Raw genomic sequence first — 18,611 nt, 5'->3', positions numbered from 1 at the left:
GGAATAGCTCAGTTGGTAGAGCACGACCTTGCCAAGGTCGGGGTCGCGAGTTCGAGTCTCGTTTCCCGCTCCAGATTCAGATTTGCGAAACGAGAGAGTATTTGCAAGTCGCAGAAAAAAGGACCTTCGGGTCCTTTTTTCGTTGCTATTTTCCCTCAGACAACCTTACCGTAATACTCGGACTATCGTGCCAAACGAAGCCGGGCTGATGTATGGTAATACTTTCCGCCAGGTACTGAATGATACGGCACAGCGTTTGCGTGATCGCCAGAATTCACCGGCAGGGCTGGTCAGGATTAACGCCCCGGACGCGATTCTGTTATCAAACAATGCGGAAACACTGGTCAACGCAGCCCTTAAGGGGGCTGATATTGTGTTAATGCCGGACTGGCAGGCAGGTGAACTGTTACGACAAAAACGGTTTATTCGACTATTACCGGAGTGGCAGGCCGGAGTCAGTCAGGAAAAAGCGTTATTGCCATGGTCTATCCCCGGGCGCGGTTTATCCCGCTGAATGTCCGTACCGTCAGTGACTTTCTTGCCGAAAAATTCGGGTCACCTCCGTACTGGTCATATGACTAAGGTATGCAGGTGACTGGCAGAGAAAGCGGGGCAGAAATGACCGGCAAAAAAAAGTCAGCGCCGATTTACGCTGACGATTCTATAGCAATGGAAAGCGGCAGGTCAGCCGGTCACTTTTTCAGACTGTAAGGTAAAGTCCTGATATAACCGGCGGGCCAGGCTGCTGACAGGGCCACAGGATAATGTTTTTTCTTCAATACGATTACAGTGCAATACTTTGCCATGGTTACCGGTACTGAAAATTTCGTCAGCGTTCAGTACATCTTCCGTTGTCAGTGTGACTTCTTCCACCGGAATACCTTCTGCGCGCAGCAGTTTAATCACCCGCTGGCGGGTAATTCCGTTCAGAAAGCTGCCATTAGGTAACGGGGTATACGCGGTACCCTGTTTAACAATCCAGAGATTTGCCGCAGCAAACTCGGCAATATTGCCTTCGGCATCCAGTACTACGGCAGTATTGAAGCCGCGCTGGTTAGCTTCACGGATAATACGCTGTGTATTCGGATACAGGCAGGAGGCTTTCGCTTCGGTAGGCGCCATGCTGGCATCCGGACGGCGATAAGGGCTGAAAGTCGCACTGAAACCGTTATCTTCCGGAAGCGCAGTTTCAAAAATATGCAGTGCGAAAGTTGTACTGTCCGGATCCGGTAACAGGAATCCGCCCGGTGAAAAGAACAGTACTTTAATATAATAATCGGTATCATGTGGCAGCTGAGTTAAGCCTTCACGGACTAAATCAGCAATATTTTCTGCAGAAATTTTAGGTGCCATTCCCATGGTAATAGCTGACTTTATCGCCCGCTGACAGTGGGCATCCAAATCCGGCAGATGGCCTTTAACGGAACGGGCACCATCGAACACTCCGGAGGCCATCCATAGTGCATGATCGGTTAAACCAATAACCGGTTTATCCTTGGTACTCCACTCCCCATCAAACCAGATGATTTCGCGACTATTCATTATTTATTTTCCAGATTGCCGATAGATTATTTACTATTGAAACGATGTTGTTCAGAAAACAGGAACAACAACAACGAATCCCAGCATAGCAAGAAAAAGTAGCCACTGAATAGTTTCTGCAGGGATGATTTTGATGCGATCTATTCCGGCCGTAGTGATGATCCTGCTCAGTACTTAAGGATCATTGATTAAATTAATGATCTGCTACTAATCCAATATAGTTGTCTGATAACTATCGTATTATTCCAGTTAATACTGATTTTTTCAGTGGCTGTATTTTTTGACATGAACAAATAATAACCATTCAGTCTCAGGGATGTGATTTGATGATTGCTATCAGCAGGTGATAGCGGCATAATGCGCCTCCCCGAAATTCATCGCCAGATGGAAATCTGTGGGTAACATTACAATCAGTGACCTGTTTCCCGAAATATTGCCCAGTATTAATGGTAATATTCCGTTTTCTGTGAACAGAGTTATCCACAATCGCCCATACAACATTCCTCATAACTTACCGACATCACGAACGGATATTGTCGTGTTTAATGCATTGATTTAATTATTTATAATTCAAATATCTTCCTGATGCAGTATTGGTCATATTTCGTCTGTACACCTTGAATCACCAAGCGTTTTTATTTTTATCCACAGAAAAATTTCCGGTCAGAAAATTCAGCACGATGTTATCTCAGGATCGGATAAAACCTCGCGGCGCAGGTAAAGTATGAAGTTGCAATATCTGCGGGTCAGCTCCATTTTGGACCGGGAGCATGATATGGTGGCTGCCTGTCGTTATCTCCCGTAAGAGGTGGCAAATGTCTGTTCAGGATCCCTGTTCCCCGTTATTACCTGAGGCTGTATGGCCTGTCGCTCACTTTCCCCGGCTTGAAAAATATTTATGTGAAACCGAGGGTATCAGCCCTTATACGCTGATGGAGCGTGCCGGGCAGGCTGCTTTTGCCAGAGCATGTCAGTTATGGCCAGAGGCCAGACACTGGCGGGTCCTGTGCGGTGGCGGTAATAACGGTGGCGATGGCTATATTATCGCCCGGCTGGCAAAACAGGCGGGATATCAGGTAACTCTGGTCGCCTGTGACTGGCAGAATGCGCCGCCGGAAGCTCACCGTGCACGGGAAAAGTGGCTTGAGTGTGGCGGAAAATGCACAGCTGCTGACGGTGAATGGCCCGGTGACGAGGATTTGATCATTGACGGGTTACTGGGAATAGGACTGAACCGGGCACCGCAAGAGCCTTATTGTCAGTTGATCCGTAAAACCTTACAACGATCTTGCCCGGTGCTGGCACTGGATATTCCGTCAGGGCTGATGGCTGATACGGGAGCCGTACCCGGAGAGGCGATCAAAGCGACAGTAACACTGAGTTTTATTGCCTTAAAAGCAGGTTTACTGACCGGTCAAGCCCGGGAATACTGCGGGAAGATCCTTGTGGATCCGCTGGGGCCATCCCTCAGTGAAATATATAGCGAGCCGCCGATCCGTCGTAAAGATACGGCAGATTTATCGGGCTGGATCCTCCCCCGCAATGCAACCGCACATAAAGGGAATAATGGCCGGCTATTACTGGCAGGGGGAGATGAGGGGACCGGCGGTGCTATAAGGCTGGCAGCAGAAGCCGCATTACGCAGTGGTGCCGGGTTGGTACGGGTACTGACCCATCCGCAACATGTGACCGCGTTACTGGCCGCTCGTCCGGAACTTATGGTGGCTGCGGTGTCAGAACAACGATTACAGGAAAGTATCGACTGGGCCGATATAGTGGTGACCGGTCCCGGCCTTGGCCAGAGAGACTGGGGACGCCGAATCCTTGCTCAGGTAAAAAAAAGTAAAAAAGACACACTTTGGGATGCGGATGCCCTTAACCTTCTGGCAATCGACCCCGATACACGTCAGAATCGCATCCTGACCCCTCATCCGGGGGAAGCTGCCAGGTTGTTAGGTACATCGGTTCAGGTTGTGGAGAGTAACCGGCTGCAGGCGGCACATAAGCTGGTACAGCGTTATGGCGGAGTAGTGGTGCTTAAAGGTGCCGGTACTGTGATAGCGTCTGAAAGCGGAGCGACGGTGATTGCTGATGTGGGCAATCCGGGGATGGCTAGCGGAGGAATGGGCGATGTACTGAGCGGTATCATTGCTGCACTTGCCGGACAGAAACTCTCTCTCTATGATGCAGCCTGCGCAGGCGTTGTTGCCCATGGCGGTGCTGCCGATCTTGTTGCCCGTGAGTATGGCATGCGGGGTATGTTAGCCAGCGATTTATTTTATCCGCTCAGGCGATTAGTTAATCCGGAAATGAATCTGAAATAAGAATGAAAACCTCTGTAATCTCTTTACCCGACGAATCAGCTACCCTCCGATTAGGTGCTGCCCTGGCACTTGCCAGCCAGCGTGCCACGGTCATTTACCTGTATGGTGATTTGGGGGCAGGAAAAACCACCTTTAGCCGTGGTTTTATTCAGGCACTTGGGCATCAGGGTAATGTAAAAAGTCCGACTTATACGCTGGTTGAGCCCTATACCCTTGGTGATCGTGCAATATATCATTTCGATTTATACCGGCTGGCTGATCCGGAAGAACTGGAGTTTATGGGGATCCGTGATTATTTTTCCGGGGATGCCATCTGTCTGGTGGAATGGCCGCAGCGCGGAAACGGTTTCTTACCTGACCCTGACCTGACGGTAACGATGAGTTACGTCAGTGATGCCCGTCAGGCAGAAATTGTTGCCGAAAGCCCGTATGGTGAAACGCTGCTGAGCATACTGACCGCGGACGGGAAAGAGATATGACACGGCGGTTTTTTAGCCGTTACCGGCTGTTTCTGTGGATGATATTGCTGCTCCCGGGGCTTTCTGTCGCGGCGAGCTTGTCCAATATTGGTGTCCGGAACGGCGACTCACTGACGACAGTGACCCTGCATTTTAGCGGTAAACCTGCCTATTCATGGTTTTCTCTGCACAATCCTGAACGAGTCGTGATGGATATTCGTCAGACCGGGAAAATTAATGGCCTGCCGCTGAACTTCAGTGGTGAAAATATTGTAAAACGCATTCGTACCAGTCAACCGGCGGATAATCAGAGTTTCCGGCTGGTGTTCGAACTGACTCAGCCGGCCAGCACTGTCACCCGGCTAACACAACAAGGTGATCAGTATCAGGTCATTTTTTCTTTACGCGGGCGACAAACGGCCAAAGCAGCGCCGGTCAGTCCGGTGACCCCGCAGGTGGTGCAGCCACCGGCCAGTCAGGCAGTTGCGACGACGGTGAGTCAACCGCAGCGTAACGAGCAGGTCATCATTGCTATTGATGCAGGCCATGGCGGACAGGACCCGGGCGCTATCGGCCAGAATGGCCTGAAAGAGAAAAATGTCACTATTTCTATTGCCCGTAAATTACAGAAACTGCTGAATGCTAACCGGATGTTCAAGGCCGTTATGACCCGTAACGGGGATTACTACGTATCAGTAATGGGCCGTTCGGAAGTGGCACGTAAAGAAAACGCCAATCTGCTGTTGTCTGTCCATGCGGATTCAGCACCCAGCCATACAGCCAGTGGTGCTTCGGTCTGGGTACTTTCAAACCGGCGGGCAAATTCTGAAATGGCAGGCTGGCTGGAAAAAACAGAGAAGCAATCTGAGTTATTAGGCGGTGCCGGTGATCTGCTGGCAAGCAATAAAGCTGACCCCTATTTTAGCCAGGCAGTACTGGACCTGCAGTTTGGGCACTCGCAGCGGGTAGGGTATGACGTGGCCGTCAAAGTGATTCAGCAACTGCGGGTGGTCACCCCGATGCATAAACGTTTACCAGAGCATGCCAGTCTCGGTGTGTTACGGTCACCGGATATACCGTCGTTACTGGTTGAAACCGGATTCATCAGTAACCGTCAGGAAGAACGTTTACTGGGCAGCAGTGCTTATCAGGATAAAATAGCGAAAGCTATCTATCACGGGCTGTATAACTATTTTAAAATCCATCCGCTGCAAAGTATTCCGCAGAAAGAGAATAAAGCCATTGCGGTGAGTTCCGCGGGAAATCTTAGCAAGGGAACGACACACATCCATATTGTGCAGCGGGGAGAAACCCTGTCAGGGATCGCTCAGCGCTATGGTGTCACCCCGGGTTCACTGGTAGCGCTAAATAAACTGAAAAAAGAAGGCGTCTGGACAGGACAACGTCTGAAGATCGCTGTGGCCGGAAAAAGTGTGCCGGTAGCCAGAAAAGCGTCGATGATTAAGCATAAGGTCGTCAAAGGTGATTCATTAAGCAGTATTGCTGCGCGCTACGGCGTCAGTGGTAAAACTATTATGCAACAAAATAATATGCGCTCAGAAAATGTAATGCTGGGCCAGACTCTGACTATTTCTCAGCCATAAATTATCCGGAAACGGAGGCTGTTGATAAGCTATTTCTGCGGGGATCGGCTATGGCTATACAGATATTACCACCTCAGCTGGCTAACCAGATAGCTGCCGGAGAGGTGGTAGAGCGTCCGGCATCAGTGGTGAAAGAGCTGGTGGAAAATAGTCTGGATGCCGGGGCGACGAAAATAGATATCGGGATAGAAAAAGGCGGAGCTAAGCGTATTTCTATCCGGGACAATGGCGCGGGTATTGCTAAAGATGAACTGGCGATGGCCCTGGCCCGTCATGCCACCAGTAAGATTACCAGTCTGGATGACCTTGAAGCCATTATGAGTCTCGGCTTCCGGGGAGAGGCGCTGGCCAGTATCAGTTCGGTGTCGCGGCTGATACTGACGTCACGCACCGCAGAACAGAGCGGCGCATGGCAGGCCTATGCCGAAGGCCGTGATATGGCAGTAACACTGAAACCCGCTGCGCACCCTTGCGGTACTACCCTGGAAGTCTTAGACCTGTTTTATAATACGCCCGCCCGGCGTAAGTTTTTACGTACCGAAAAAACCGAATTTACCCACATCGACGAAATTATTCGCCGGATTGCGCTGGTACGTTTTGACGTGGAACTGTCCCTTAGCCATAACGGTAAAATGGTGCGTCAGTACCGGATTGCCAATGACCAGCGTCAGCGTGAGCGTCGTTTAGGGGCTATTTGCGGGACAACTTTTGTTGAGCATGCCCTGTACCTTGAGTGGCAACATGGTTCGCTGAATCTGAACGGATGGGTGGCTGAACCTCAGGGCGCACGGCAGATCACTGACGTGCAGTATTGTTACGTGAACGGTCGTATGATGCGCGATAAGTTGATCAACCACGCTATCCGCCAGGCATATCAGGACAAGCTGGGGGATGATCAGCAGCCGGCTTATGTGCTTTATTTGCAAATTGATCCCCACCAGGTTGATGTTAATGTACATCCGGCCAAGCATGAAGTGCGTTTTCATCAGTCACGTCTGGTACATGATTTTATTTACCAGGGCGTTCTCAGTGCTTTACAGAGTGCAGCACAACGGGATCCGCTGACAGAGTCGCAACATAATCCCCCTTCAGCCAGCCACACGCCGGAGAATCGTCGTTCTGCCGGAACGAACCGTTTCTCCTCACCACCTGAGACGGAGCGACACCCGGAGAGGGATACCCGCAGCAGTGAACCGCCTGCCCGCCAGAGCCGCAGTGGTGGCAGCACTGCCACCAGCTGGCCTGCGAGGGCAACTTTTGCTGGCGAAGGGTATCAGGCGAAACAGGGAGAGGCCTACCAGCGTATGTTATCGGCTGCTCGTGAGCCGCTGGCGACCGGTATATCAGCTCCCGGGCCAGTAGCCACAGACTCACCACTGGAGGCCCATCAGCAGAGCTTTGGCCGGGTGCTTACGGTGCTGCGCCAGTCGTATGCCGTGACGGAAAACGCTCAGGGCCTGAGGATCATTTCCCTGACAGTCGCAGCACGCTGGCTGATCCGTGCGCAATTACAACCGGACGGGGAGCCGCTGCGTACTCAGCCATTACTGATCCCCGTACGCCTGAAAGCAGGGAAGCAGGAACTCCGGGCCCTGACAACCCACATCGACAGCCTGCAATATCTGGGAATGGATTTTGCGACAGATGCGCAGCATGTGACCTTACGTGGTGTGCCTTTACCATTACGAACACAAAATTTACAAAACTTGATTCCGGAACTGTTAGGCTATCTTGCCCTGCAGTCAGAGGTCGGTGCAGAGCAACTCGCCCAGTGGCTGGCGTCACGTTGCCACACTGTTCACTCGGAATGGAATCACTCACAGGCTATTGCCTTACTGGCAGATCTGGAGAGGCTGACACCGTCGCTGGTTTCAGCACCTCCGGCAGGCTTATTGCAGGCAGTAGATTTAGATAATGTCTTTGAAGCGTTGAAAAATGAGTGAAATAAACCAGGCCAGCCGGCCGAAGGCGATATTTTTAATGGGGCCGACAGCCTCCGGAAAAACGGCACAGGCCATTGCATTGCGCCAGAAGCTGCCGGTGGAAATTATCAGTGTCGATTCTGCGTTGATCTATAAAGGGATGGATATCGGTACCGCAAAACCTTCGGCAGAAGAACTGGCCCTGGCGCCGCACCGGTTGCTGGATATCCGGGATCCTGCTGAAGCATATTCAGCGGCAGATTTCTGTCGTGATGCGCTGAAAGAAATGGATGATATTGTAAGAGACGGGCGTATTCCGTTGCTTGTTGGCGGAACGATGCTCTATTTCAAAGCGTTACTTGAGGGATTGTCACCGTTGCCTGCGGCAAACCCTGAAGTCCGCAAACAGCTGGAAGACAGAGCGAAAAATGAGGGATGGGAGTCCCTGCATCGTGATTTATGTCAGATAGATCCTGAAGCGGGTCTGCGTATTCATCCGAATGATCCGCAGAGACTCTCAAGGGCACTGGAAGTTTTCCTGATTTCGGGTAAAACTTTAACTGAGCTGACAAAAATTTCTGGTGAAACGTTACCCTACGATGTGATGCAGTTCGCTATTGCGCCTGCAACCCGGGAATTATTGCATGAGCGCATTGCGTTACGTTTTCAGCAGATGCTGGCGTCGGGCTTTGAGGCTGAAGCACGGGAATTATTTGCACGAGGTGATCTGCATACGGATATGCCGTCAATTCGCTGTGTGGGCTATCGCCAGATGTGGGCATTTTTATCGGGTGAAACAGATTACGATGAAATGGTTTTTCGCGGAATCTGTGCCACACGACAGCTGGCAAAACGGCAGATGACCTGGTTACGTGGCTGGCAAAATGTTCACTGGCTTGACAGTGATCAACCCGCATTGGCACAAGATGCGATTATGCAGGTAGTTAGTGCTAACATTCGGTGATTGTGTACAATTGATTCGTTACCGTGCGCAAAATTTTTCGCAATTTTTACACTGTTGGTTCTGAAATAATAAACAACAAGCATATAAGGAAAAGATAGAATGGCTAAAGGGCAATCATTACAAGACCCGTTTTTGAACGCGTTGCGTCGCGAACGTGTACCGGTTTCGATTTATCTGGTGAATGGCATTAAATTGCAAGGTCAGATCGAGTCATTTGATCAGTTTGTCATTCTGTTAAAAAATACCGTTAGTCAGATGGTCTATAAGCACGCGATTTCTACCGTGGTGCCTTCTCGTCCTGTGTCTCATCACACCAATGCTCCGGCAGGTGGTAGCAACTATCATAATAACGGGACAGCACCGACACAGTCACAACAAGACGGTGACAGCGCAGAGTAATTAGTCACTCGCATGCCAGGGCTGGCAACAATTTAGTGTTTCCCGTCCTGGTCTTTTTTAAAGAGAGGTTTTCGCTTGTTTGAGCGTTATGATGCCGGCGAGCAGGCCGTACTGGTACATATCTGGTTTTCACAGGACCGGGACGTGGAGGATTTAGAAGAATTTGAAACACTGGTTTCTTCTTCAGGTGTTGAATCACTCCAGGTCGTGACCGGAAGCCGTAAAGCTCCCCATCCCAAATACTTCGTTGGTGAAGGCAAAGCGGCAGAAATTGCCGAAGCAGTGAAAGCGACCGGTGCGTCGGTAGTACTGTTTGATCATGCACTGTCACCAGCCCAGGAACGTAACCTGGAAAGTTTATGTCAATGCCGGGTGGTCGATCGTACCGGACTTATTCTGGATATCTTTGCACAACGGGCCCGTACTCACGAAGGTAAATTGCAGGTTGAGCTTGCCCAGCTACGTCATCTGGCAACCCGCCTGGTACGGGGCTGGACACACCTTGAACGTCAGAAGGGCGGAATAGGACTGCGTGGCCCGGGGGAAACCCAGCTGGAGACTGACCGTCGTTTACTGCGTAATCGTATCAGCCTGATATTATCGCGCCTGTCACGGGTAGAGAAGCAGCGCGAACAGGGGCGCCAGGCACGTGCAAAAGCTGACGTACCCACGGTTTCGCTGGTGGGATATACCAATGCCGGGAAATCAACACTGTTTAATGCGGTGACTTCCGCAGAGGTGTATGCGGCAGACCAGTTATTTGCCACCCTTGACCCGACACTGCGCCGGTTACAGGTTGCTGATGTCGGTGAAGTTGTGCTGGCCGATACCGTCGGATTTATCCGCCATTTGCCTCATGATTTGGTGGCTGCGTTTAAAGCCACATTACAGGAAACCCGGCAGGCTTCTTTACTGATGCATGTTATTGATGCCGCCGATTTACGGGTCAGCGAAAATATTGATGCGGTCAATGACGTACTGGCCGAAATTGAAGCAGATGAAATTCCGGCATTACTGGTGATGAATAAAATCGATATGCTGGACGATTTTGAGCCGCGTATTGATCGTAATGAAGAGAATATGCCGGTACGGGTGTGGTTATCTGCCCGCAGTGGTGTCGGACTGCCGTTACTCTGGCAGGCCTTGTCTGAACGGCTGGCTGGTGAAATTGCCAGCTATCAGCTGCGACTGCCACCGGAAGCCGGTAAGTTACGCAGCCGCTTCTATCAGCTGCATGCGATAGAAAAAGAGTGGAATGAAGAAGACGGCAGTACCGGAATACAGATCCGTATGCCAATTGTTGACTGGCGGCGCCTGTGCAAGCAGGAGCCCTCAGTCATTGATTATATTGTCTGATTTTTAGCAATACCTGAATAATAGTATCTCAATATCGGATACCACCGCACTTACGTTAAATTATCACCGCACTACTATAAATGGAGTATAAGCATGGCGTGGAATCAGCCCGGTAATAACGGACAGGACCGCGACCCGTGGGGAAGCAGCAATAATAAAGGCGGCAACTCCGGGGGAAATCGTGGGGGTCGTGATCAGGGCCCTCCTGATTTGGACGACATTTTCCGAAAACTCAGCAGTAAACTGGGGAAATTTGGTGGAGGAAAATCAGAAGGCGATGGTCCGTCCACCGGAAAAATTGCAGGCATTGTTGCGGTAGTTGTGGTGGCGGTCTGGGCCGCCAGCGGATTTTACACCATTGGCGAAGCTGAACGCGGGGTCGTCACCCGTTTCGGGCAGTTCAGCCATCTGGTAGGTCCCGGGCTGAACTGGAAACCGACATTTATTGATAATGTCCGTCCGGTCAACGTAGAAGCCGTTCGGGAACTGGCGACCTCCGGAGTAATGCTGACTTCCGATGAAAACGTAGTGCGGGTGGAAATGAACGTTCAGTACCGGGTCACGGATCCCGAACGTTACCTGTATTCGGTAACCAATGCTGATGACAGTCTGCGTCAGGCGACTGACAGTGCATTACGCGGTGTGATTGGTCGTTCAACCATGGATCGTGTGCTGACGGAAGGACGTACTGTCGTGCGTAGCGAAACTCAGCGTGAGATTGAAGATACTATTCGCCCTTACAATATGGGTATCAGTGTGCTGGATGTTAACTTCCAGGCTGCCCGTCCGCCTGAAGAAGTAAAAGCGGCATTTGATGATGCAATCGCTGCGCGTGAAAATCGTGAACAATATGTTCGTGAGGCTGAAGCCTATGCGAATGAAGTACAGCCACGGGCTAACGGCCAGGCTCAGCGTATTCTTGAGGAAGCACGTGCTTATAAAGAACGTACTGTGCTGGAAGCTCAGGGTGAAGTCGCCCGTTTCGCCGAGATTTTACCGGAATATAAAGCCGCGCCACAGATCACCAAAGAACGTTTGTATCTGGACACTATGGAACGGGTTATGTCCCAGACCCGTAAAGTTATCGTCAATGACAAAAGTAATAACCTGATGGTTATGCCGCTGGATCAGCTATTGAAAGGCGGCACTGCTGCAGTGACCCGGGAAAAAGCAGTCGCCCCGATGACACCGCTTAAACCGTCATCGGTTTCCTCTTCTGAAGTCAGCATGCGTCGTAATACCTCAGGCTTTTCGCCGGAAAGTGTTATGGATCAGCGACGGGCGAATGCGCTGCGCAATGATGGCCAGCGTGATGGAGGAGATGAATAATGCGTAAGTCTGTAATTGTAGTGGCTGTGATTGTGGTGGTGTTATTGTTCACCTCAATGTTCGTTATCCCGGAAGGACAACGCGGTATCGTGGTTCGTTTCGGTAAAGTGTTACGTGACAGCGAGAATAAACCGCTGGTGTATACGCCGGGTCTGCATTTCAAAGTGCCTTTCTTTGAGACCGTAAAAACACTGGATGCACGTATCCAGACCATGGATAACCAGGCCGACCGTTTTGTGACCAAAGAGAAAAAAGATCTGATCGTTGATTCATACATTAAATGGCGGATCAGTGATTTCAGTCGTTACTATCTGGCGACCGGTGGCGGAGATATCTCCCAGGCTGAGTTATTACTGAAACGTAAGTTCAGTGACCGTCTGCGTTCTGAAATCGGCCGGCTGGATGTGCGTGATATCGTTACCGATTCACGTGGCCGCCTGACGACGGATGTACGGGATGCCCTGAATACCGGCAGTGCCGGCAGTGACGACGATGTGCAAACCCCGGCCGCAGATGATGCCATTGCCAGCGCGGCGGCAAGGGTAGAGAAGGAGACTCAGGGGAAAGTGGCTGCGGTAAATCCAAACAGTATGGCCGCACTGGGGATTGATGTTGTTGATGTTCGTATCAAACAGATCAACCTGCCTGCTGAAGTGTCAGGGGCTATTTATAATCGTATGCGTGCGGAACGTGAATCTGTTGCCCGTAGTCAGCGTTCTCAGGGACAGGAAGAGGCTGAAAAGCTGCGCGCTCAGGCTGACTATCAGGTCACTAAGACTCTGGCTGAAGCACAACGCCAGGCTCTGATTACCCGTGGTGAAGGGGATGCAGAAGCCGCAAAACTGTTTGCAGATGCTTTCAGTAAAGATCCTGATTTTTATGCCTTTATCAGAAGTCTGACCGCTTATGAAAACAGCTTCCGTGGCAATAAAGACGTGATTGTAATGAGCCCGGACAATGATTTCTTACGTTTTATGAAATCACCGTCAACCGCTGCAAGTCACTGATTTTACTGTTTTACACTGACAGGCCGGCGTTTGCCGGCCTTTTCTATTGGACCGCAAGATGAATACAACAATCTGGATGGCGTTAGCGCTGGTATTGGTTCTGGAAGGCCTCGGGCCGATGCTCTATCCCGGAGGCTGGCGTAAATTTATTGCCGCGATGGTAAAACTGCCTGATAACGTATTACGACGTTTCGGTGGCGGACTGGTGGTCGCGGGAATCGTGATCTATTATATGGTCAGTCGCTGAAGTCTGCGGGTTTTACGATACTGAATAAAATCACCGCAAAAAAAGTACGCAACCGTATGCTAAAAATGCTGAAAGAGACTATTTCAGATGGTAGAATCCTTTTTTAAGCAATCGGTGGTTTTGGAAAATGGGTAAGAACGTCGTCGTACTTGGCACCCAATGGGGTGACGAAGGCAAAGGTAAAATCGTAGATCTTCTGACTGAACGTGCGAAATATGTTGTTCGCTATCAGGGTGGCCACAATGCCGGTCACACACTGGTCATCAACGGTGAAAAAACCGTCCTCCACTTAATTCCATCAGGTATCCTGCGCGATAACGTTACCAGCATTATTGGTAATGGCGTGGTTTTGTCTCCTGAAGCATTGATGAAAGAGATGAAAGGCCTGGAAGATCGCGGTATACCGGTACGCGAACGTCTGCTGTTATCTGAAGCTTGTCCGTTAATTCTGCAATATCATGTGGCGATGGATCTGGCTCGCGAAAAAGCGCGCGGCGATAAAGCCATCGGGACTACCGGACGTGGTATTGGCCCTGCTTATGAAGACAAAGTGGCCCGCCGCGGTTTACGTGTAGGTGACCTGTTTGATAAAGAAACGTTCGCCGTTAAGCTGAAAGAAATTGTTGAATATTACAACTTCCAGCTGGTCCATTATTACAAAGCCGAACCGGTTGAATACCAGAAAGTCCTCGATGATGTTCTGGCGATCGCCGACATTCTGACCGGCATGGTGGTAGACGTTTCTGAATTACTGGATAACGCCCGTAAACGCGGTGATCTGGTTATGTTTGAAGGTGCTCAGGGGACATTGCTGGATATCGATCACGGTACTTATCCGTATGTGACTTCATCGAATACCACCGCCGGGGGTGTTGCGACCGGTTCAGGTCTGGGCCCGCGTTATGTTGATTATGTGCTGGGTATCGTGAAAGCCTATTCAACCCGTGTCGGTGCGGGTCCGTTCCCGACCGAACTGTTTGATGAAACGGGTGAGTTCCTGGGACAGAAAGGTAATGAGTTTGGTGCCACCACCGGCCGCCGTCGTCGTACTGGCTGGCTGGATGCAGTCGCAGTGCGCCGTGCGGTGCAAATCAACTCCCTGTCAGGTTTCTGTCTGACTAAGCTGGATGTACTGGATGGTCTGGAAACCGTTAAGATCTGTGTCGGTTACCGGATGCCGGATGGTCGTGAAGTGACGACGACTCCGCTGGCAGCAGAAGGCTGGGAAGGTATTGAGCCAATTTATGAAACAATGCCTGGCTGGAGCGAAACAACTTTCGGCGTTAAAACACCGGAAGGATTGCCGAAAGCTGCCCATGACTATATTAAACGTATTGAAGAACTGACCGGCGTACCGGTGGATATTATTTCAACCGGTCCTGACCGTAGTGAAACGATGATTTTGCGCGACCCGTTTGATGCTTAATCATACTCAGGCCGGAATTATTCCGGCCTTTGTCTTTCCTGCCAGCGTTTTCCTTTCCTCCTGTTTTCTGATCCGGTTCATTGGTTGTTTAAATAATTCTCCGGCATCCTGAACTCTGGTTTATTATCAATATACAGAGGTTCCTTTTGCTTAATCACTGCGCCATTTTTATCCGGCGAACACGATGAGGAAACAGTGCAGCTAACCAGCTTTACAGATTACGGTCTTCGGGCGTTGATTTTTATGGCAACCTTACCGGAGCAGCAGATGACAAGTATCACTGAAGTGACGGATGTCTATGGCGTTTCGCGACACCATATGGTTAAAATTATTAACCAGTTAAGCCGCGAGGGCTTTGTTCAGACCAGTCGCGGAAAGCATGGTGGTATTCGTCTTGGCATGCCTGCACAAGCGATTAATCTCGGTGAAGTAGTACGAAAGTTAGAACCTTTACAGCTAGTGAATTGTGATGAGTGTGCTATTACCCCGGCCTGCCGCCTGAAAGCAGCGTTACATAGTGCAATGGAACAATTTCTGAAAGAACTGGATAACTATACGCTTGCGGATATCGTTCAAAATAACGACAACTTATATAAAATTTTTATCACGGATGCCGCTGTGGTAAATACACATTCATGACATTGGAGGTACCTGTGTCAAAAGACCCTTTTCAGCAACGGGAAGCGGAAAAATATGATAATCCGATCCCCAGCAGGGAATTTATCCTTGCCCATTTAGATAAACGTGAAAAACCTGCTAACCGTGAAGAACTCGGCCGTGAGCTGGGTATCAGCGGTGAAGAACAGATCGAAGCGTTGCGCCGCCGCCTGAGAGCGATGGAGCGCGACGGACAATTAGTTTTTACCCGTCGTCAGTGCTATGCCTTACCGGAACGGCTGGATTTGCTGCGCGGTAAAGTGATAGGGCACCGTGACGGCTACGGTTTCCTGCGGATAGAAAATTCCAAAGATGACCTGTATCTGTCAGCTGAGCAGATGAAATTCTGTATGCATGGCGACATTATTCTGGCTCAGCCAGGAGGTTCCGACCGTAAAGGCCGGCGTGAAGCCAGGGTGGTGCGGGTGGTTGAACCCCGCAATAACCAGATTGTCGGACGTTACTTTGTCGACGCCGGTGCCGGTTTTGTGGTGCCCGATGATAGCCGTCTGAGTTTTGATATTCTTATTGAACCGGAATTTACCCTGAATGCGCGGATGGGGGCAGTGGTTGTGGTCGAACTTGAAAAACGTCCGACCCGCCGCGCGAAAGCCATTGGCCGGGTGATCGAGATCCTTGGCGATGATATGGGCACCAGCCTGGCCGTGGATATGGCCCTGCGTACCCATGAAATTCCCCACAGCTGGCCGGAAGCCGTTGAGCAGCAAATGGCTGCGCTTAGCGAGCAGGTTCCGGAGCAGGCGAAAGCCGGACGCATCGATTTACGTCACCTGCCGTTAGTCACCATCGATGGCGAAGATGCCCGTGATTTTGATGATGCGGTCTACTGCCAGAAAAAACGGGGTGGCGGCTGGCGGCTGTGGGTTGCGATTGCCGATGTCAGTTACTATGTTCGTCCCGGCAGTGAACTGGACAATGAAGCTCAGCAGCGCGGCACCTCCGTGTATTTCCCTTCACAGGTCGTACCTATGCTGCCGGAAGTCCTGTCTAACGGATTGTGTTCACTGAATCCGCAGGTCGATCGTCTGTGTATGGTGTGTGAAATGACGATTTCTGCGGCCGGTAAACTGAGTGGTTATAAACACTACGAAGCGGTAATGAATTCCCATGCCCGCCTGACCTATAACAAGGTCTGGAATATTCTGCAGGGGGATCAGGAATTGCGTGAACATTACGCACCACTGGTCGGTGACCTGGAAGAACTGCATCGTATGTACCAGGTGCTGGAAACCTCCCGTGCTCAGCGCGGAGGCATTTCTTTCGAAACTGAAGAAGCTAAGTTTATTTTCAATGCGGAACGCCGTATTGAACGGGTTGAGCGTACGGTACGTAATGATGCCCATAAACTTATCGAAGAATGTATGATCCTGGCTAATATTGCCTCAGCACGTTTTGTCGAAAAATACCAGGAACCTGCGTTATTCCGTGACCATGATCGACCTTCAGAAGACAGTATCAAGAGCTTCCGTACGGTCCTTAGTGAGCTGGGCCTGAGCCTGTCAGGGGGGAACAAACCCGCTCCGCTCGATTATTCTGAGTTGCTGGAAAAAATTGCCGACCGGCCCGATGCGGAAATGTTACAGACCATGCTGCTGCGTTCGATGAAGCAGGCGGTTTATGATCCGGAAAACCGGGGGCACTTCGGTCTGGCACTTGCCTCCTATGCGCACTTTACGTCGCCTATCCGTCGCTATCCGGATTTGTTATTGCACCGTGCAATCAAGTATCTGCTGGCGAAAAATGCCGGGGAATTACAAGCAAACAGTACACCGACCGGCGGCTATCACTATGATCTGCAACAGATGCTGCAATTAGGTCAGCACTGTTCAATGACTGAGCGCCGGGCTGATGAAGCGACCCGTGATGTTGCCGACTGGCTGAAATGCGACTTTATGCAGGATCAGGTGGGGAATACCTTTAGCGGTGTGATTTCCAGTGTGACCGGCTTCGGCTTTTTTGTACGCCTCAATGATCTGTTTATCGATGGCCTGGTACACGTTTCGACGCTGGATAATGACTATTACCGTTTTGATGCGGTAGGTCAGCGGTTGATCGGCGAGTCCGGTGCACACACCTACCGGTTGGGTGATATTGTCGAGATCCGGGTCGATGCGGTACATATGGATGAGCGTAAGATTGATTTTGCGCTGATCTCCAGTAAGCGTCAGCCTCGCGGAGCAGGTAAAACCGCCCGTGAGAAAGAAAAACAATCGGCATCTTCTGCCGGTAAGCGTCGCCGCGAAACGGGGTCAGCAAAGAACTTTGAGGCTGACAGCAGCTTCCGCGCGGATAAAAAGAAATCAGGAAAAAAGCGTTCTGCAAAAAAGAAAATTGCGCAGAACAGCAGCCAGCCCGAAACTCCGGCACAACCGGTGAAAAAAGGCAAAAAAGTATCAGAGAAAACACGTAAAATCGCGGCAGCAACTAAAGCGAAACGTGCAGCCAGAAAGGGCAAAGCAGTCGCGAAGAAAGCTGACTGATTCCCTTATTCAGGGCGCTTTCCGTCCCCCGGAAAGCGCCTGTTATTAACGTCCAACCATTGAACTGAGTTATGAGCGAAATTATTTTTGGTATTCATGCCGTAGAGGCCTTACTGGAGCGTGACCCGCAACGTTTTCAGGAAGTATTTATTCTGAAAGGGCGCGATGATCGCCGTCTGCAACCGCTGGTCGCCGCACTGGAAGCTCAGGGGGTTGCTGTTCAGGTAGCGACCCGCCAGTGGTTGGACAGCAAAGCCGAAGGCGCAGTTCACCAGGGGATTATTGCCAGCGTTAAACCCGGCCGTCATTATCAGGAAGGTGATCTGCCTGATTTGCTGGAAAAAACTGAACAGCCTTTCCTGTTGATCCTCGACGGAGTGACGGATCCGCATAACCTGGGCGCATGCCTGCGTAGTGCTGATGCGGCCGGAGTCCATGCGGTCATCGTACCGAAAGACCGTTCTGCTTCACTGAACGCGACCGCCAGGAAAGTCGCCTGTGGTGCTGCCGAATCGGTGCCTTTGATCCGTGTAACTAACCTGGCTCGTACCATGCGTTTGTTGCAGGACTACCATGTGTGGATTGTCGGCACTGCCGGCGAAGCCGACCACAATCTGTACCAGAGTAAAATGACCGGACCTATGGCACTGGTGATGGGAGCAGAAGGTGACGGAATGCGCCGTCTGACCCGTGAACACTGTGATGAACTTATCAGTATTCCTATGTCGGGCAGTGTGTCATCACTGAATGTATCGGTGGCGACAGGAATCTGTCTGTTCGAAGCGGTACGCCAGCGTCAGTCATAACTACAGCTGCTGTGCCGGGAGTGCTCCCGGCGTGGCACAGAATATTGCTTTACTCTGCCACCGGCCGGG

16 protein-coding genes are annotated in these 18,611 nt (G+C 50.8%); 15 read left to right on the top strand and 1 reads right to left on the bottom strand.

The annotated features are described in order from the left end of the window. The first annotated feature begins 187 nt into the window (after window positions 1-187). A complete protein-coding gene (locus JK211_RS02690) occupies window positions 188-514 on the top strand; it encodes a hypothetical protein (protein WP_212707127.1) in 327 nt (108 codons plus the stop codon). 170 nt (window positions 515-684) lie between these two features. On the opposite strand, the gene JK211_RS02685 is transcribed toward JK211_RS02690, so the two are convergent. Further along, on the bottom strand, window positions 685-1,542 hold the full coding sequence (locus JK211_RS02685; RefSeq protein WP_212707126.1) for a branched-chain amino acid aminotransferase: 858 nt from the start codon (window positions 1,540-1,542) through the stop codon (window positions 685-687). A gap of 815 nt (window positions 1,543-2,357) precedes the next feature. Here JK211_RS02685 and nnr point away from each other — a divergent pair. From nnr to rlmB, 14 genes are all read left to right on the top strand, one after another. Continuing rightward, the gene (nnr, locus tag JK211_RS02680) at window positions 2,358-3,866 is read left to right on the top strand and encodes a bifunctional ADP-dependent NAD(P)H-hydrate dehydratase/NAD(P)H-hydrate epimerase (protein ID WP_212707125.1); all 1,509 of its coding nucleotides are present in this window, start codon (window positions 2,358-2,360) and stop codon (window positions 3,864-3,866) included. Between the two features lie 2 nt (window positions 3,867-3,868). After that, window positions 3,869-4,345, top strand: a complete 477-nt coding sequence (tsaE, locus tag JK211_RS02675) for a tRNA (adenosine(37)-N6)-threonylcarbamoyltransferase complex ATPase subunit type 1 TsaE (protein WP_212707124.1) — start codon at window positions 3,869-3,871, stop codon at window positions 4,343-4,345. Beyond that, window positions 4,342-5,928 (top strand): N-acetylmuramoyl-L-alanine amidase, encoded by a 1,587-nt coding sequence (locus JK211_RS02670; RefSeq protein ID WP_212707123.1) that lies wholly within the window; start codon window positions 4,342-4,344, stop codon window positions 5,926-5,928. The genes tsaE and JK211_RS02670 overlap by 4 nt, the downstream gene beginning before the upstream one ends. Window positions 5,929-5,978: 50 nt before the next feature. Beyond that, the gene (gene mutL / locus JK211_RS02665; RefSeq protein WP_212707122.1) at window positions 5,979-7,871 is read left to right on the top strand and encodes a DNA mismatch repair endonuclease MutL; all 1,893 of its coding nucleotides are present in this window, start codon (window positions 5,979-5,981) and stop codon (window positions 7,869-7,871) included. Next, window positions 7,864-8,814: a tRNA (adenosine(37)-N6)-dimethylallyltransferase MiaA gene (miaA, locus tag JK211_RS02660; RefSeq protein ID WP_212707121.1), complete on the top strand. Its 951-nt coding sequence runs from the start codon at window positions 7,864-7,866 to the stop codon at window positions 8,812-8,814. The genes mutL and miaA overlap by 8 nt, the downstream gene beginning before the upstream one ends. Window positions 8,815-8,913: 99 nt before the next feature. Beyond that, a complete protein-coding gene (gene hfq / locus JK211_RS02655) occupies window positions 8,914-9,213 on the top strand; it encodes an RNA chaperone Hfq (protein WP_212707120.1) in 300 nt (99 codons plus the stop codon). A gap of 75 nt (window positions 9,214-9,288) precedes the next feature. Further along, complete coding sequence (gene hflX / locus JK211_RS02650; RefSeq protein WP_212707119.1) at window positions 9,289-10,569, top strand: ribosome rescue GTPase HflX; 1,281 nt, start codon at window positions 9,289-9,291, stop codon at window positions 10,567-10,569. A 93-nt stretch (window positions 10,570-10,662) separates the two neighbouring features. Then, window positions 10,663-11,898, top strand: a complete 1,236-nt coding sequence (gene hflK / locus JK211_RS02645; protein ID WP_212707118.1) for an FtsH protease activity modulator HflK — start codon at window positions 10,663-10,665, stop codon at window positions 11,896-11,898. Further along, window positions 11,898-12,905, top strand: coding sequence for a protease modulator HflC (hflC, locus tag JK211_RS02640; RefSeq protein ID WP_212707117.1), 1,008 nt, complete (start codon window positions 11,898-11,900; stop codon window positions 12,903-12,905). Before hflK ends, hflC begins: the two co-directional genes overlap by 1 nt. A 58-nt stretch (window positions 12,906-12,963) precedes the next feature. Further along, window positions 12,964-13,152 (top strand): DUF2065 domain-containing protein, encoded by a 189-nt coding sequence (locus JK211_RS02635; protein WP_212707116.1) that lies wholly within the window; start codon window positions 12,964-12,966, stop codon window positions 13,150-13,152. Between the two features lie 127 nt (window positions 13,153-13,279). Next, window positions 13,280-14,578: an adenylosuccinate synthase gene (locus JK211_RS02630; RefSeq protein ID WP_212707115.1), complete on the top strand. Its 1,299-nt coding sequence runs from the start codon at window positions 13,280-13,282 to the stop codon at window positions 14,576-14,578. Window positions 14,579-14,773: 195 nt separating this feature from the next. After that, window positions 14,774-15,217 carry a nitric oxide-sensing transcriptional repressor NsrR gene (gene nsrR / locus JK211_RS02625; RefSeq protein ID WP_212707114.1) on the top strand — a complete coding sequence of 148 codons (444 nt, stop codon included), beginning with the start codon at window positions 14,774-14,776 and terminating at the stop codon, window positions 15,215-15,217. Between the two features lie 14 nt (window positions 15,218-15,231). After that, window positions 15,232-17,736 carry a ribonuclease R gene (rnr, locus tag JK211_RS02620; protein ID WP_212707113.1) on the top strand — a complete coding sequence of 835 codons (2,505 nt, stop codon included), beginning with the start codon at window positions 15,232-15,234 and terminating at the stop codon, window positions 17,734-17,736. A 71-nt stretch (window positions 17,737-17,807) separates the two neighbouring features. Further along, the gene (rlmB, locus tag JK211_RS02615) at window positions 17,808-18,542 is read left to right on the top strand and encodes a 23S rRNA (guanosine(2251)-2'-O)-methyltransferase RlmB (protein WP_212707112.1); all 735 of its coding nucleotides are present in this window, start codon (window positions 17,808-17,810) and stop codon (window positions 18,540-18,542) included. The last annotated feature ends 69 nt before the right edge of the window (window positions 18,543-18,611 follow it).

The organism is Tatumella sp. JGM130 (assembly GCF_018257525.1).
Taxonomy (GTDB): domain Bacteria; phylum Pseudomonadota; class Gammaproteobacteria; order Enterobacterales; family Enterobacteriaceae; genus Tatumella; species Tatumella punctata.
This window is presented reverse-complemented; position numbering and strand designations above follow the sequence as displayed.